This window comes from Streptomyces sp. SID13666, assembly GCF_010548325.1.
GTDB lineage: Bacteria > Actinomycetota > Actinomycetes > Streptomycetales > Streptomycetaceae > Actinacidiphila > Actinacidiphila fildesensis.
Window position 1 is genome coordinate 135,370 of the sequence record NZ_JAAGLX010000003.1, and the last position, 14,401, is coordinate 149,770.

Genomic DNA, 14,401 nt, shown 5'->3' on the forward strand with positions numbered 1-14,401 from the left:
TCGCCCCGAGGAGGACGGCGCGTGGCTCTGCCGCCGCCGCCGTCGACGAGATCTTCCTCGTCGTCAACTACACGATCACCTGAACGGGCACGGCGTCGGTCGGGGCCCTGCGGGAGGGCCCTAACCGACGTCGATGCCGTACTCCCGGACCAGCGCTTCCAGCCCGCCCTCGTATCCCTTGCCGCCGATGACGAACTCCCAGTCGCCGCTGGCCCGACGGCGGAAGGAGCCGAGGATCAGCGCGGTCTCGCCGGCCCGGCCGTCGGAGACCTCCAGCCGGTCGAGTTCGGCTCCCGAACCGTCGGACAGCCGGATGAAGGAGTCGGTGAAGCCGGCGAGGTCGGCGTGCGGATTGATCTCGGGGTCGATCGACACCGCCAGCACGAGCCGGTCGGCACTCGCGGGAAGGGCGTCGAAGGCGACCAGGACGGCCGCCTTGTCCCGGGCGGGCCGGGACACCGCCCGCACCGCCCCGTCGGGAGTCTGCGCGTTGTTGAAGAAGACGAAGTGGTCGTCGCTCAGCGCGCGGTTCCCCCGGCAGACGAGTGCGCACACATCCAGCGCGACGCCACCCGACCAGGACATTCCCAACAGGTTGTACTCGGTGTCAGGGACGGCCGCCGCGGCCGGTGGAGTCGTCCGCTGGGCGGGCACCGCGGGGGCGCCGCCGAGCCGGCCGCGCAGCCCGTGGCGGCCCAGCAGATCGACGAGCTCGGGGCCGGAGATCAGCGTCAGCGGTTTGCCGCTGGCGAAGGTGTAGGAGCCGGGGCCGTAGCCCGAGGTCGTCACCAGGACGCCCTTGATCGCCCCCGCCCCCTGCACCGTTCCGAACAGATCGCGTACGGCGGTGGGAGGCACCGTGTGGCGGTATCGCTTCACCTGCACGATGATCGTGCCGCCGCTGATGGGGTCCGGGTCCAGCGCCTCGACGTCGACACCGCCGTCGTTGGAGCGCTGCGTCATGACCGCCTGCATGCCGCGGGCCCTGAACAGCTCCGCAACCAGCGACTCGAACTCGATGGGGTCCATCTCGAAGAGGTCCGGGTCCTCCCCTCCCCCGTGCGAGACCGTGCCACGGCCCAGGTCCGCCGGAACCGCGCCCGGCCGCACCACGGTGCGCTGGTCGGGGCGCGCGGACAGCTTGCCGCCCAGGCCGTCGACGAGACAGTCCACCGCGCTGACCTGCACCAGGTTCAGCCGCTCGAAGACCTGGCGGTCCGCCGCGACCGTGGCGAGGAAGAGCTGGGCGCGCAGTCCGGTCGAGGGGTCGTGGTCGTCCACGAAACCGTTGAGCGTGACCGAGTCCAGCGTGCCGAACTCGTCCGCCGCGAACAGCTCGCGCAGCGCCAGCAGCACGCACTGCGCCACCACGTCCCGGTAGACGGCCCGGCGCTGCCCGACCGGCCTGGCCGTCTCCTTGTCCTGGTCCGCGCCCGGCATGTACCGCACCAGCTTGGCCTCCGGCACGATGTCGTAACCCGGGAGTTCCCAGTTCAGCACGAGGCGGCGGGCGGCCGCGTCGTAGGCGCACGACACCTGGCGCGGGAATCCCTCCGGCCAGGCCGTGGAGGCGTACAGCGCCGCGGAGAAGTACTCCACCACCGTCTCCGGGTCCCCCCGGCGCATCCCGCTCACGTTCTCCGCGATACCGGTGTTGTGCCGGCGGATCTCCGCCAGCTGGGTGGCGCGCCAGGCGTCGTACTGCCGCCCGTGCGACGTCAGTTGCTGCTGCCGCTGCGCCTCGGCGGTCCGCGCGGCCGCCAGGTCGTGCTCGTACCGGGCCTGGGCCTCCTCCTGGGCCCGCCGGCCCGAGCCGAAACCCCAGCCGGACTGCGGGCGGTAGGCGCTCTGCTGCGGCATCGGGACGGGGACGGCGAGCCGGCCGGGGGCGAACGGCTCCAGCTGCTCGGACCGGAGCAGGGCCGACGTGCGGAACGCCGGGGCCCGGCAGCCCGTCGCGAGCAGCCGGGTCAACGACTCGACCCGCGCGTCCAGTTCCTCGGTACGCCGCCTGGCATCCGCCTCGCGGCGCTGCCGGTACGCGGCCTGCTGCTCCCGGTTGCTGCGGGCGAGTTCCCGTTCGGCGTAGCGCTGTTCCCGTTGATGCGCTTCCAACTGGCGCTGCCTCTGCCGCTGCGCCTCGGCCCACACGCCCATCGACCGGTTGGAGCGACTACTCATCCGGGCACACGCCCTCCCCCCGGGTCGCATCACGGACCCGGAACTGTGCACTGGCACACCCACCAGCAGTACGGCATTTCGCGGTGATCCGACTCTAGTCGGCGTCCGGCCGGTTGATACCTGTTCAGGTCGTTTCCGGGTCGGGACCGCGATGGAAACGGCCGTCGAGGAAGAGCAGCGGCGCGCCGGGCTCCGCGTGGTGGTCGAGCACCTCTCCGATGAGGACGAGATGGTCCCCGGCGGGGACGATACGGTCGCGGCGGCAGATCAGGGTGCCGATCGTGCCGTCGAGGAGCGGTACCCCGTAGGGTCCCGGCCGGGTGGTGAGGCGTTCGAAGCGGTCGCCGGGGCCGGCGAAGCGGGCCGCCAGTTCGCGCTGGTCGGCGGCGAGCAGATGCACCGCGAAGTGCGGGGCGGCGGTGAAGGCGGCCCGGTGGTTGGACGCGCGGTTGAGGCACCACAGGACCAGCGGCGGGTCGAGGGACAGGGAGGTGAAGGAGTTCACCGTCAGTCCGGCCGGGCGCCCCCGGCGGACGGTGGTGACGACCGCCACGCCGGTGGCGAAGCGGCCGAGCACCGACCGCAGCGGCCGCTGCTGCTCGCGTACCGCCTCGTCCGCCGTCACCGCCCCGTCCGTCGTCACCGCTCCGTCCGCGCTCATCGCGCGGCTGCCGCCTTGCGCCGGCAGGTGTCCAGTGCCTCGGTGATGTCGGAGTCGTCCGGTGCCAGCCCGGCGGCGATCTCCAGGTCGGCGAGGGCTTCCTCCCAGTGGCCGGTGTCCTGGTGGACGAAGGCACGGTTGTAGCGCAGCGCGGGGTCGTCCGGCTGCAGTTCCACGGCGTGGCCGAGGTCGAGGGCGGCGGTGTCCAGTTCGCCCATGTCGTAGGCGAGGGCGGCGCGTCCGGACAGTGCCGTGATCATGTCCGGATCGGCGGTGAGCGCGCGGTCGAACGCGGCCCGGGACTCCTCGAACTCCTCGCGCTCCGCGTGCACCTGGCCCAGGACCGCGTGCAGATACGGGTTGTCGGGCTCGTAGCCGAGGCCGGTGTTCGCGTCCTGCTCGGCCGCGTCCAGCTCGCCCGCCTCCAGCAGCAGACCGGCCCGGTTGACGTACGCGTCGACGAACTCCGGGACGAGTTCGAGTACATAGCTGAAGTCGGCGAGCGCGCCCTCGGTGTCACCCTCGTTGAGCCGGAGGTCGCCGCGGTTGTAGTAGATCTCCGGGAACGGCGGGGAGAGCCGCATGGCCCTCGCGTAGTCCTCGAACGCCTCCTCGGGGCGGCCCAGCCGGCGCAGGATGTTGCCGCGTTCCAGGTAGTGCTCGGCGTGGTTGGGATCCTCCCGGATGACGATCGCGTAGTCCGCGAGGGCTTCCTGGATGCGGCCGAGACTGAGGTAGACCCGGGCCCTGTTGTTCTTCAGCACCGAGCGGTGCAGGACGTGCTCGTCCGGGCCGAGCAGCTCGTCGAGGCTGCTGATCGCCTCGTCGACCAGCCGCAGCGCCTCGGTCGGCTCGCCGAGATTGACCTCCACCAGGGCCAGGCCGTTCTTGTAGAAGGCGCTCTGGAAGGCCCGGTCGCTGCGGTTCTCGATCAGTGACGCGGTGGCGATGGCGGAGTTCAGCCAGGCCTTGGCCTTGAACTCGTCGCGGTCCTCGGGGTCGTTGTGCCGGGTGTAGAGCATGGCCGTGTTGTAGGCGGCGGCCATGTGGACGGCGGGCTTGACGGAGTTCAGCCGGGCCTGGTCGTCCAGCTTCTCGGCCTCGTAGGTGCGGCCGAGGATGGAGAGGGAGAGCGTCACGCCCTTGGTGAACGCCCACCAGCGGTCGTGTTCCGTCCGGGGGTCGACGAGCGCCAGTCCGCGCCGGCCGTAGTCGACGCACGCCTCGTAGAATCCGTTGCACAGGCTGTGGTCCATGGCGTGGAAGACCGCGGGAACGCCCGCGCCGCCGGGGTCGGAGCCGTGCTCCAGGTGGTAGGCGATGGCGCCGAGGCGGAGCGACTCCTCGTCCCGTTCGGCGAGTTCGGCGGCGCGCCGGTCGTGCAGCAGTGCCCGTGCCGCGGGGTCGAGTGCCTCGTAGGCCGCGCGCGGCGCCGGCTCGTCGGTGGTGCAGTCCGAGGCGACATAGGCCCACGCGTCGGCGGGCCCGCCCGCCGCGTCGGCCTGACGGACCTCGGTGACCCGGGCGCGGGCTGCGAGGACGGCGAGCAGGGCCTCGTCGGCGGGTCCGGTGCCGCCGCTGCGCAGGACGACGGTCAGGTGCGCGGGGTCGATCCGGCGGACCAGTGCGGTGAGGAACTCCAGGTCGGTGGCCTCGGCCCGGTCGGCGTTCTCCACGACGAGGACGCGCGGCCCGTCGGCGGCCAGGCCGTCGCGGACGAACTCCACCAGGCCGTTGGAGATACGCGTGGTGCGCAGCCGGGCGTAGTAGCGGGTGCGCTCGGCCGGGAGCGCCATGGAGGTGAGCGTCTCGCGGGAGTTGGGGACGACGGAGCGGAGGTCCGGCGCGGCGGAGAGCAGTTCGATGTCGTACCGCTCGACCAGCTTCCGGTCGCGGAGCAGGACGTCGGGCACCATGGCGCGTACGAGGGTCCCGGCAGCGGTGTACGGTCCGCGCAGTCCGCGGTGCGCGTTCACGACCGTGACCGGTCCGGCCGGCAGGCCGAGCCGTTCCATGGCGGCCTCGCGGTCCCGGACCAGCCCGCCGCGGACCCAGTGGTGAGTGGGGACAACCTCGTTCATGCGGACTGCTCCTCTGCGTCGCGTCGTACGGCGTTCCGGTGGGCTGCGGTCGGTGCGGGCCGTGGTCGGTGCCGGCCTCGGTTCAGCTGGCGGTGGCGGGGGTGCGGCGGCGGTAGCCGCGGACGGCGAGGATGCCAGCGAGGATCAGCTCGCCGAAGTTGAGGATCAGGAAGACCGTCACGTCCAGGACGTTCAGCGGCGAGATGTCGGAGAAGAGCTTTCTGACGGCCATCTCGGTGATCCGGATCGCGGCGGGGACCACGGCGGTGATCAGCAGGCCGGTGAGGACCGCGTAGCCGGTGACCATGAGCCAGACGTACCAGCGGGCGACCTCGCGGTCGCGCGGGGTCCAGGTCTCCGCGTCCACGATCTTGTCGCGCCGCCCGATCAGGCCGTAGAGCCGGTTCTGCAGCATGCCCTTGGCGACGGTCTGCAGATCGTTGCAGCCCAGCACCGTGGTGGCGAGGTAGTACAGGTCGGTGCGCAGGAAGAAGTAGAACTGCCAGGCGAAGCGGAGCAGGGTGCCGAAGGCCATCGCGAGCAGGAAGCGGCCCATGAATCCGGCGAAGCCGTCGGACGAGACCAGGGGCACCGCGGCGAGCGTCAGCCCGGTGACGACCAGGACGTCGACGAGCATGCCCGCGAGCATCGGCAGGTAGCGCTTGCGCCGGGGTACGGCGACGAGGCCGTCCAGCTTGGTCAGGAAGACGACGTAGTAGAAGCGCCGGCCGATGCTGAGGGAGGAGTTGAGGCCCAGTCTGCGTCCGGCCAGTGCGTGGTAGGACTCGTGCAGCAGGATCCACGGCGCCTGGCCGAGGACGTTGCCGAGGGCGAGCGCCACCAGGGACGAGCTGGTGAAGAAGATGTTGTGGTAGGTCGGGACCACGGCCGGTTCACGGAACATGGCGACGATGCCGGCGATGAACAGCAGTCCGTACAGCACCCAGGCCACGGGAGAGAAGAGCGCCCGGCCGAGCCGCTGCCAGCGCACCGCGCCCGCCTCGCCGACCTCCTCGCCGTCCGGCACGAGCAGTTCGAAGGCCTCCAGGACTTCGAGGAATTCCACCATGTCCACGGTCTCGCCGTACTGGGTGTTGTACCAGCGGGCGGCGTCGTTCGGGGTCTCCCCGGTCTCCAGGCGGCGCAGCAGCGCCGCGCCGTCGGCGGGGAAGAGGCCGTAGGAATCGATGTCGGCCCGTCCCACGGTGACCTCGTCGCCTTCCTCGAGGAAGGTCAGCGGGTACAGCCTCAGGGGTCGGTCGAGGTCCACTGCCGCGGCGTCCATCACTACCTCACTGTCACTGGTCCGCAGAAGTGCCGGTCCGGGCCGCGGACACCGTGGCCCGGACCGGCTGGAGCTCCACGAGCCGCGGCGGACCGGTCTCGACCGGCTCGCCGCGGCCCGTAAGGGTTGGGTCAGGCGAGGACGGGCGTGCCACCGCAGTAGCAGGACGTCGCGGCGGAGGTCAGACGGACGGTGCCGGCCTTGCGGACAACGATCTTCTTCATGTTGTGCTCCTTTTCCGTGATGTGACGCATCGTCGGGCGCGGTCGCGCCCGATGCTCCCGGCAGCCGGGAGGGTCTGTGTGGCGCAAAGGAACAGAGACTGATGTGAATGAGATTTGCTCCCTCATTCATCTCCGCTGACAGGCTGGCACGCGTCCTCCCGGCCGTCAACAGTCGGACACGGCGTACATCTGACAGGACGACAGATCGGATGTCAGGCCAACAAGCGCTCGTTTCAAGCCAGTTGGGGAGTCCCTCGGGACCCGGCGAACATGCACCCGGTCTCCACAGCCAAGGCGGTCAGAACCCGCGCGTCACCAACTAAGATGCGTGAGACGCAGAGCGGACCCCACCCGCGCTTACCACAGGCGATACGCAGGGCACTCGACCAAGGGAGGTATGCGGTGCCTGATCCGATGTCCGGCACCCCGACGCTCGCGGACAAGATCGACCGGCTGTTCGACGTCGTCCGCGGACCGGACCACACGCCGTACACCCACGAGGAAGTGGCGCGGGCGTGCCGCGAGGCCACCGGGGAGAGCTTTTCAGCCACTTATTTGTGGCAACTGCGCACGGGCCGAAGGGACAATCCGACCAAACGTCACCTCGAAGCACTGGCTCAATTCTTCCAGGTGCCGCCGATGTATTTCTTCGACGACCAACAGAGCGCCCAGATCGCGCAGGAGCTCCAGCTCCTCGGGGCGCTGCGGGACGCAGGAGTACGCGAGGTGGCGTTGCGCGCGGTCAACCTGTCGCCCGAGGGCCTGGGCACCATCAGCGACATGATCGAAGTCATTGCCCGCAGAGAGGCGGGATTGCGCCGCGCGGACTGATATCCACTGGTCCACCCCTGGGCATAGGATCGCTCATCGCTCATATCGCTCATGAGTGGTTGCTGATCGTTGTGCGGTGCCTTGCCCGGGGAGGGTCTTATGGGGGACTACGCGGAACAGCAGAACAAAATGTTGTGGCGGCGATGTCGGCGAACCGTGGCGGCGCTGCCACTGCCACGGCCGTTCGACGCCACCGGCTTCACCGACGCACTGGCGGAACAGCGGGGCCGGCCCCTGGTGCTGGTGCCGTTACCGCCCCACGCGTGCACACCCTGCGGCATGCTGGTGACCACCGACCGGGCCGACTACATCGGCTATCCGACCAGCACCAGCGCCCTGCATCAACAGCACATACTGCTGCACGAGGTGGGACATCTCGTCTGCGGCCACACCGGCGTCGCGCACCTCGGCTCGTCGGCGTCGCGGGTGCTGCTGCCGCATCTGTCGGGCGAGCTGGTCCGGCGGGTCCTGGGGCGCAGCGTCTACTCCGACGCCCAGGAGCAGGAGGCCGAACTCATCGCCTCGCTCGCCCTGCACCGTCCGGCCCGCAAGGTCAGGCGCTCACGCGAGGCCTGGTTCCCCTTGGAGGGCGGCCTCGACATCGCCGAGGCGTTCGCCCGGCTCGGGCCGATCGTCGGACTCGCCGGCGCCGCCCCGATCCGGACCACCGCGGTCGTCGGACCCTTGCGCACGCTTCCCGGTCGGACGTTTCCCGGTCCGGGGACCGATAGGTGACCGACGCGGTCGCCTTGACCGGCTGCTTGATCGTCCTGGCGGGCGTCTGCTGGCGGCTCCTCACCACCCGGGGGACTCCGACCGGCACTCCCGTACGCCATCTGTTCGGCTGTGCGGTGTCCATGGGGAGCTCGCTCGCCGTCCTGGCCCCGGCGACGACCCGGCTGGCGGGCCGGGCGGGGCCGTTCGCGCTGTGGACCGCGCCCGCGGGACAGTGCTGCAATCTGGCGGCGATGGCGTTCCTCGCGCTGGTCGCGCGCTCGGCGGGGACCGAGCCGTACAGCCGCACAGCGGTCCGCCGGCAACTCACCGGAACATCGGTGGTCATGGTCGCCAGCCTGGTCGCGTATCTGTGTGCCGGGGTGACCCGCGACGGCCGGGACCTGGTCGCGGCCGACGGGCGCGAGGGGTTCCTGGCGGCGTACAACATCCTGCTCACGCTGCACACCGCCTGGTGCCTGATGGTGTTCATCGTGCTGATCCGGCGCTGCACCCGGTACATCCGGTCGCGGCTGCTGCGCGGCGGGCTCGGACTGATCACCGCGAGCGCGGCCCTGGGGCTGCTGTGGACGGTGTGGAGTCTGGGCGATGTGCTCTCCGCGCTGGGCACCGGCCGCGAGGACGGCTGCGAGAGCACGGTGTCGGCGCTGGCCGGCATGGTCTGCCTGGCACTGGGGCTGGGCGGGACGATGTCCTCCGCGTGGGGGCCGCCCGTGGCGGCCCGCGTCCGGCGGGGGCTGGTCCGGCTGCGGGCCTGGCGCGGCTACCGCTGGATCGGCCCGCCCTGGAGCGCGGCGTACGACGCGGCCGCCGGGTTACGGGACCGGCTGCCGAACGGGCGGGCGCTGCCCACCCCGGCCGGCTGGCTGCGGGCCTGGCACGGCTACCGGCGGATCGGTCCGCTGTGGACCGCGATGCACGCCGCGCTGCCGGAGATCACCCTGGCCGGGCCCGCCCTGCGGCTCGGCCGCATCCTGCCGCTCGGCGCCCAGTTCGCGCTGTACCGCCGCATCATCGAGATCCGGGACGGGCATCTGGCGCTGCGCCCGTACTTCCATCCGGAGGTCGCGGCCTGGACCGCCGAGGCGGAGGGGTCGGGCCTGGACGCGGCCTCGGAACGGCTGGCGCCCATCGTGGAGGCGGCGACCATCGCCGCGGCCCTGGAGGCCGCCCGCTCGGGACGCCGCTCCACCCCGGGCGGTTGTGAGGGGTACGTACCGCCGAAGGTCCGGGCGAGTGTCGAGGCCGAGGCGGCCTGGCTCATGCAGGTCTCGGACGCCTTCATCGGCTCCCCCGCCGTCGAACGGGTCCGCTGCCGGGTCAGGGCCGGCCTGGTCGACGGCCGCACGGTCGACGGGTACCCGGTCACCGACGGCCCGGCAGCGGCCCGCGCGGCGTTACAGGACCGGGGTGTGTCCATGCCCCCGGACTGAGACGGCTCCCCTGCGCCCGCCGTTCAGCGCGGGCCACCGGGGCGCGGAGGTTCTTCCCGTCCGGCCTCCGGCTTCCCCGCGGCGGCGCCGACGCCCGCCCGGAGCACCGGGTCGGGTTCGCCGCGGCGGACGGAGCCGGGGGCACGGCGGGTCGGGCGGTGCGGCCTGAGCTGAGATGAACTGAGCTGCCAGGGCACGCTGATGACCATGACCCCGGGGGTGAACAGCAGCCGGCTCTTGAGCCACAGCGCGGACTGGTTGTGCAGCCCGTTCTCCCACCAGTGCCCGACGACGTACTCGGGGATGAACACGCTGACGATGTCGCGCGGGCTGGCGCGGTTCAGCGACCGCACGTATCCCACGACCGGCCGGGTGATCTCCCGGTAGGGCGACGCCAGGGTCTTGAGCGGCACCTGCATGTCGAAGGTGTCCCACGCGGTCTGCAGCGCCTTCGTCTCGTCGCGGTCGACGTCGACGGTGAGGGCTTCGAGGGTGTCGGGGCGGCAGGCGCGGGCGTAGGCCAGGGCTCGCAGCGTCGGTTTGTGGATCTTGGAGACCAGCACGATGGCGTGCACCCGGGCCGGCAGCGCCAGTTCCTCCGCCGGTTCGGTGACCGCCAGTTCGGCGGCGGTTCTGTCGTAGTGCCGCCGGATGGCGCGCATGTTCACCCACAGGACCACCGCGGCGATCACCGCCAGATACGCGCCCTCGGTGAACTTGGTGATGAGCACGATCACCAGCACCAGTCCGGTGACGAACGCCCCGACACCGTTGATCACCCGTGCCGTCCGGTGCCGGCGGCGCTGCGCCGGATCGGTCTCGGTGCGCAGCGCGCGGTTCCAGTGCCGGACCATCCCGGTCTGCGAGAGCGTGAACGAGGTGAAGACGCCCAGGATGTACAGGTGGATGAGGTTGGTGACCGACGCGTGGAAGGCCCACAACAGGGCGCCGGCGACGACGGCCAGCGCGACGATGCCGTTGGAGAACGCGAGCCGGTCGCCTCGGGTGTGCAGCTGACGGGGCAGGTAGCGGTGCTGCGCCAGGATCGACGAGAGCAGCGGGAAACCGTTGAACGCGGTGTTGGCGGCGAGTACGAGCACCAGGGCGGTGGCGGCCTGGATGAAGAAGAAGCCGAAGCTGTGTTCACCGCCGAAGATCGCGGCGGCCAGCTGGGCGATGACGGTGCGCTGCGGAGTGGTCGCGCAGTCCCCGGAGAAGCCGGTCAGCCGGCAGGTGTCCTCGGTGATGTGGACGTCCGAGATCATCGCGAGCGCGGTGATGCCGGAGAACATCACGACGGCGATCAGGCCCATCGCGGTCATGGTGGAGGCCGCGTTGCGGGACTTGGGCTTGCGGAACGCGGGCACGCCGTTCGAGATCGCCTCGACACCGGTCAGTGCGGTACAACCGCTGGAGAACGCGCGCAGCCCCAGCATCAGCAGCGCCAGACCCGCGAGGTTGGTGTCGCCCGGCTCCGGCGTGATGCCGTACGCGGCGGACTCCGCCACCGGCGCGTCGCCCACCAGCCAGCGGAACAGTCCGGTGGCGCACATGATCAGCACGCCCGCGATGAACAGATAGGTGGGAGCGGCGAACGCCCGCCCCGACTCCCTCGTCCCCCGCAGGTTGATCGCCGCCAGCAGCGCGACGAAGGCGACCGCCATCACGGTCCGGTACTCGTTGACGGACGGGATCGCCGAGATGATGTTGTCGACGCCGGAGGCGACGGACACCGCGACGGTCATCACGTAGTCGACGAGCAGCGACGCGGCCACGACGAGCCCGGCGGACGGGCCGAGGTTGGTGGCGACCACCTCGTACGATCCGCCGCCGGACGGGTAGGCGTGCACGACCTGCCGGTAGGAGAGCACCACGACGGCCATCAGCCCGACGACCGCCATCGCCACCCAGGTCGTCAGGTGCAGATACGCCAGCCCGCCGAGGGTGAGGACCAGCAGGATCTCCTGTGTGGCGTACGCGACCGACGACAGCGGGTCCGACGCAAAGATCGGCAGCGCCAGCCGCTTGGGCAGCAGCGTCCCCTGCAACCCCTCGCTCGGCAACGCCCGCCCGATCACCAACCGTTTGACCGCATCCACGATTCTTGCCACGCGGGTGAGCGTAAGGGCAGGCCAGGACTCTTGATCAGCGCCGCGCGGCGGCTCCGGTCCCCGTGGTCCGGGCGGCCCAGTGCCCGCCGCACGCGGCGCGCCCGGCTCGCCGTGGAAGGTCAGCGGCGCCGGCGCAGCGGGGTCGCGCGCCGTGGGCTCACGATCTGGAGGGCGAGGGAGGCGGGTGGTTCGGTCTCTCCGGGGCCGCCCGACGCCACCCAGGCGAGGATGTCGTCGGTGGAGCCGTCATCGGTGGCGAAGCCGATCCATACGGCCCGGCCGCCCTTGCGGCGTCCTTCGGCGGACGGCTGGACGACCACGATGTTCGCCTGGTCGCAGGGCCCCAGGCAGTCGGTGGTGCGCAGCGCGAGCCGGCCGCCGGAGTCCGCGGCCGCGGCGCTCAGCCGGTCCAACTGCCGCTGGTGGTCGGTGCCCGGGTGCTTGCTCGCATTGCCGCAGCAGCACCCCCGGCACACCACCAGGGTGCAGGGCCGGGCCGCGTACGGCGTGGGAAAGGGGGCGGTCACGCGGACTCCTTCGGCTGCGTGCCGGGTCCCGGCACAGCGCGGCGCGACCGACAGCCCGCCGGGGCGGGCCCCGGCGGGCTGTCGGTCGTGTCAGGTGGACGTCGGTCGGTGTCAGCCGGCGGAGGCGGCCGTCCGTGCCGCCGTGTTGCTCTCGCTGTTCGCCTCCGCGGCCTCGCTCTTGGCGGGCCGGGGGGTGAGTACGCGTTCGGCGAGATAGCCGAACGTCAGGGCGAAGGCGGTCCACAGGGTGAGTTGGATGGCCACGGCCGCAAGGCGGAACTGCCACAGGAGAGTGGCGGAGAAGTCCGCGGGTACTTCGTTGATCGCGGGCAGGAACGCGTAGGCCAGCCCGATGGCGACCAGATACGCGACACTGGCCACGACACTGGCGTACCAGGTGGTCAGCCGCGGTGCCAGCCGCTTGCCGAGGATGACGGCGGCCACCGCGAGCAGCACGCTCAGCGCGATCATGAGGAAGTACAGGGTGGTGCGTTTACCGATGGTCTCCGGGTCGCCGATCGACGGCGGGTTGGCCGGATACTTCAGGAACGGCACCACGTAGACGGTGAGCAGCGCCGCGCCCGAGATGAGCACGGCGGTGGCCCGCGGGGTGAAGCGGCCGACGCGGCCCAGGGCGAAGCAGAACGCGAGGGCCGCTATCCCGCCCAGGGAGACGCCGAAGATCAGAACGCCGGTCGCCAGTCCCGCGGTGGACTGCAGGGAGCGGCTGACGATCTCCATCTCGTGTTCGTGGGAGTGGGAGTCCTCGAAGGCGATGGCCGCGTCGACCCTCGGTTCGCCCATGAGATAGGCGACGACGAGGGCCAGCAGACCGGCGACGAGCCCGGCGAGCATCCCCCGGACCAGCAGGGAGCGCACAGTGGTGGAGTTCATTGGAGCGGCTTCCGATCAGTGGCAGGGGAAGCCGAGCAGATGGCGCCCGTCGTGGACCCACTCGTGAACGTCCGATCCGGCGACCAGGGACGTGGCGCCCTGCTCCGCACCGACGAAGTACAGCAGAACGAGCGCGAGCATGCCGAAGAACACTGCCCAGGGCAGGATCGCCTTCAGCGGCAGCGGGGTGATGGGTAGGGCTGGGCTGGCGGCCGCGGGTGCAGCGGACTGGGCCATGGCAGTGCCTCCTCGGGAACACGCGTCCCACTTGGTGGTGCTGTTGACGAAGGTGCCGGGTCTGACTTACCGGGGTGAGCCGGTTTCACAGTGGCGCGACCGTGCCGGATTTTCACCGTGCTTCCGTTCACACCGTCGTCGGGTCGGGCTGAACCGTACCGTGAAGCGACACCCGCGGCCAAGGGCGTGCGCGAAGGCGATACGCGCCAACCTGCGACGATGTGTTCCGCTGTGGGGCCGGTGCGACAAGGGAGGGGTAGCGGGGATGACGGTGCGTGTGTTCTTGGTCTCGTCGGCGGAGAGCCAGGCCTTCGCGGAGGCGCGGTTCGACGACGGAACCAGCCCGCTGACCGACGCCGGAGAGCGCCGGGCGCGCGCCGGCGCGCCCGGACTGCCGGGCGCGACCGCGTACTTGACCGCCTCGTCGGAGCGCTGCCGGCGGACCGCAGAGCTCCTCGGCATCGCCGCAGGGGAGCAGCCGCCCTTGCGGGACTGGGACATGGGCCGCTGGCGAGGGCTCCGGCTGGACGAGGTCTCGGCCGCCGAGCCGGAGGCGGTGGCCGGCTGGCTGTCGGACCCCGCCGCGGCCCCGCACGGCGGCGAATCGCTGACGGAGCTCTGCGAACGGGTCGGCGGCTGGCTGGACGGCGGGGCGCCGGACGGCGGGCGGGTGCTCGCGGTCGTGGAGCCCGCGGTCGTGCGGGCCGCGGTCGTGCACGCCGTCGGCCTGCCGCCGCAGGCGTTCTGGCGGCTGGACGTCCTGCCGCTGACGGTCACCGAGCTGGTCGGCCGCGCAGGACGGTGGAACCTGCGGTGCGGGCGGCCGTTGGCGGGGTGACCGGGCACGCACGCACCGCGGGTCGCGGTCGTCAGGGCTTGAGTCGTCCTTGCGTCGTCAGGCGGCTTCCTGCTGAACCTGTCGTTCTGGCCGTTCTCGCTCGACCCCAACAGCTGGATCGCCTGTCTGCCGGGGCTGCCGTTCACCGAGCAGTGGTACCGCTACCCGGCCTTCGACCTCGCCACGTCGCTGGGCTGGGACACCGGCCGGGCCGTCACCAACTTCATCTGCATCCTGGTCGCGGGGCCCGCCGTCCTCATCACGTTCCGGCGCACCGCCCGGCGGGCCAACTCCGAGGCGCCGGTGCGCTTTGATCCGGTGGCGGACGACGGGGAGCGCTGAGACGGCAGGGACAGCGGAGAC

12 protein-coding genes and 1 pseudogene are annotated in these 14,401 nt (G+C 71.3%); 5 read left to right on the forward strand and 8 right to left on the reverse strand.

The features are described 5' to 3' along the window. Positions 1-120: 120 nt before the first annotated feature. From G3I60_RS07665 to G3I60_RS07680, 4 genes are all read right to left on the reverse strand, one after another. Positions 121-2,181 carry a restriction endonuclease gene (locus G3I60_RS07665; protein ID WP_164293434.1) on the reverse strand — a complete coding sequence of 687 codons (2,061 nt, stop codon included), beginning with the start codon at positions 2,179-2,181 and terminating at the stop codon, positions 121-123. Positions 2,182-2,305: 124 nt separating this feature from the next. After that, positions 2,306-2,842 carry a flavin reductase family protein gene (locus G3I60_RS07670; RefSeq protein ID WP_164293433.1) on the reverse strand — a complete coding sequence of 179 codons (537 nt, stop codon included), beginning with the start codon at positions 2,840-2,842 and terminating at the stop codon, positions 2,306-2,308. Then, positions 2,839-4,923 (reverse strand): tetratricopeptide repeat protein, encoded by a 2,085-nt coding sequence (locus tag G3I60_RS07675; protein WP_164293432.1) that lies wholly within the window; start codon positions 4,921-4,923, stop codon positions 2,839-2,841. Before G3I60_RS07675 ends, G3I60_RS07670 begins: the two co-directional genes overlap by 4 nt. A gap of 82 nt (positions 4,924-5,005) precedes the next feature. Beyond that, positions 5,006-6,208 carry a hypothetical protein gene (locus tag G3I60_RS07680; RefSeq protein ID WP_164606918.1) on the reverse strand — a complete coding sequence of 401 codons (1,203 nt, stop codon included), beginning with the start codon at positions 6,206-6,208 and terminating at the stop codon, positions 5,006-5,008. A 626-nt stretch (positions 6,209-6,834) separates the two neighbouring features. Between G3I60_RS07680 and G3I60_RS07685 the strand changes: the two genes are divergently transcribed. From G3I60_RS07685 to G3I60_RS07695, 3 genes are all read left to right on the forward strand, one after another. Further along, the gene (locus G3I60_RS07685; protein ID WP_244809591.1) at positions 6,835-7,263 is read left to right on the forward strand and encodes a helix-turn-helix domain-containing protein; all 429 of its coding nucleotides are present in this window, start codon (positions 6,835-6,837) and stop codon (positions 7,261-7,263) included. Between the two features lie 99 nt (positions 7,264-7,362). Continuing rightward, positions 7,363-7,998, forward strand: a complete 636-nt coding sequence (locus G3I60_RS07690) for a ParH-like protein (protein ID WP_203672414.1) — start codon at positions 7,363-7,365, stop codon at positions 7,996-7,998. Further along, positions 7,995-9,431, forward strand: a complete 1,437-nt coding sequence (locus G3I60_RS07695) for an MAB_1171c family putative transporter (RefSeq protein WP_164293430.1) — start codon at positions 7,995-7,997, stop codon at positions 9,429-9,431. Before G3I60_RS07690 ends, G3I60_RS07695 begins: the two co-directional genes overlap by 4 nt. A 23-nt stretch (positions 9,432-9,454) precedes the next feature. Here G3I60_RS07695 and G3I60_RS07700 read toward each other — a convergent pair whose 3' ends face one another. From G3I60_RS07700 to G3I60_RS07715, 4 genes are all read right to left on the reverse strand, one after another. Beyond that, the gene (locus G3I60_RS07700; RefSeq protein ID WP_164293429.1) at positions 9,455-11,542 is read right to left on the reverse strand and encodes an APC family permease; all 2,088 of its coding nucleotides are present in this window, start codon (positions 11,540-11,542) and stop codon (positions 9,455-9,457) included. A 119-nt stretch (positions 11,543-11,661) separates the two neighbouring features. Next, positions 11,662-12,069, reverse strand: coding sequence for a (2Fe-2S) ferredoxin domain-containing protein (locus G3I60_RS07705; protein ID WP_138352546.1), 408 nt, complete (start codon positions 12,067-12,069; stop codon positions 11,662-11,664). Between the two features lie 111 nt (positions 12,070-12,180). Continuing rightward, positions 12,181-12,963, reverse strand: coding sequence for a CbtA family protein (locus G3I60_RS07710; protein WP_164293428.1), 783 nt, complete (start codon positions 12,961-12,963; stop codon positions 12,181-12,183). A 15-nt stretch (positions 12,964-12,978) separates the two neighbouring features. Then, positions 12,979-13,200 (reverse strand): CbtB domain-containing protein, encoded by a 222-nt coding sequence (locus G3I60_RS07715; protein WP_138352543.1) that lies wholly within the window; start codon positions 13,198-13,200, stop codon positions 12,979-12,981. A gap of 265 nt (positions 13,201-13,465) precedes the next feature. Between G3I60_RS07715 and G3I60_RS07720 the strand changes: the two genes are divergently transcribed. Both G3I60_RS07720 and G3I60_RS45210 read left to right on the forward strand, forming a co-directional pair. After that, the gene (locus G3I60_RS07720) at positions 13,466-14,038 is read left to right on the forward strand and encodes a histidine phosphatase family protein (RefSeq protein WP_164293427.1); all 573 of its coding nucleotides are present in this window, start codon (positions 13,466-13,468) and stop codon (positions 14,036-14,038) included. 63 nt (positions 14,039-14,101) lie between these two features. Further along, positions 14,102-14,380: pseudogene (locus G3I60_RS45210) on the forward strand (ECF transporter S component); the annotation flags it as partial. Positions 14,381-14,401: the final 21 nt, after the last annotated feature.

What these genes read in the sequence shown, in the direction of transcription:
- G3I60_RS07675 (WP_164293432.1), bottom strand. Translation starts at nt 4,923, where the DNA reads ATGAACGAGGTTGTCCCCACTCACCACTGGGTCCGCGGCGGGCTGGTC.
- G3I60_RS07715 (WP_138352543.1), bottom strand. Translation starts at nt 13,200, where the DNA reads ATGGCCCAGTCCGCTGCACCCGCGGCCGCCAGCCCAGCCCTACCCATC.
- G3I60_RS07710 (WP_164293428.1), bottom strand. Translation starts at nt 12,963, where the DNA reads ATGAACTCCACCACTGTGCGCTCCCTGCTGGTCCGGGGGATGCTCGCC.
- G3I60_RS07680 (WP_164606918.1), bottom strand. Translation starts at nt 6,208, where the DNA reads ATGGACGCCGCGGCAGTGGACCTCGACCGACCCCTGAGGCTGTACCCG.
- G3I60_RS07690 (WP_203672414.1), top strand. Translation starts at nt 7,363, where the DNA reads ATGGGGGACTACGCGGAACAGCAGAACAAAATGTTGTGGCGGCGATGT.
- G3I60_RS07665 (WP_164293434.1), bottom strand. Translation starts at nt 2,181, where the DNA reads ATGAGTAGTCGCTCCAACCGGTCGATGGGCGTGTGGGCCGAGGCGCAG.
- G3I60_RS07670 (WP_164293433.1), bottom strand. Translation starts at nt 2,842, where the DNA reads ATGAGCGCGGACGGAGCGGTGACGACGGACGGGGCGGTGACGGCGGAC.
- G3I60_RS07720 (WP_164293427.1), top strand. Translation starts at nt 13,466, where the DNA reads ATGACGGTGCGTGTGTTCTTGGTCTCGTCGGCGGAGAGCCAGGCCTTC.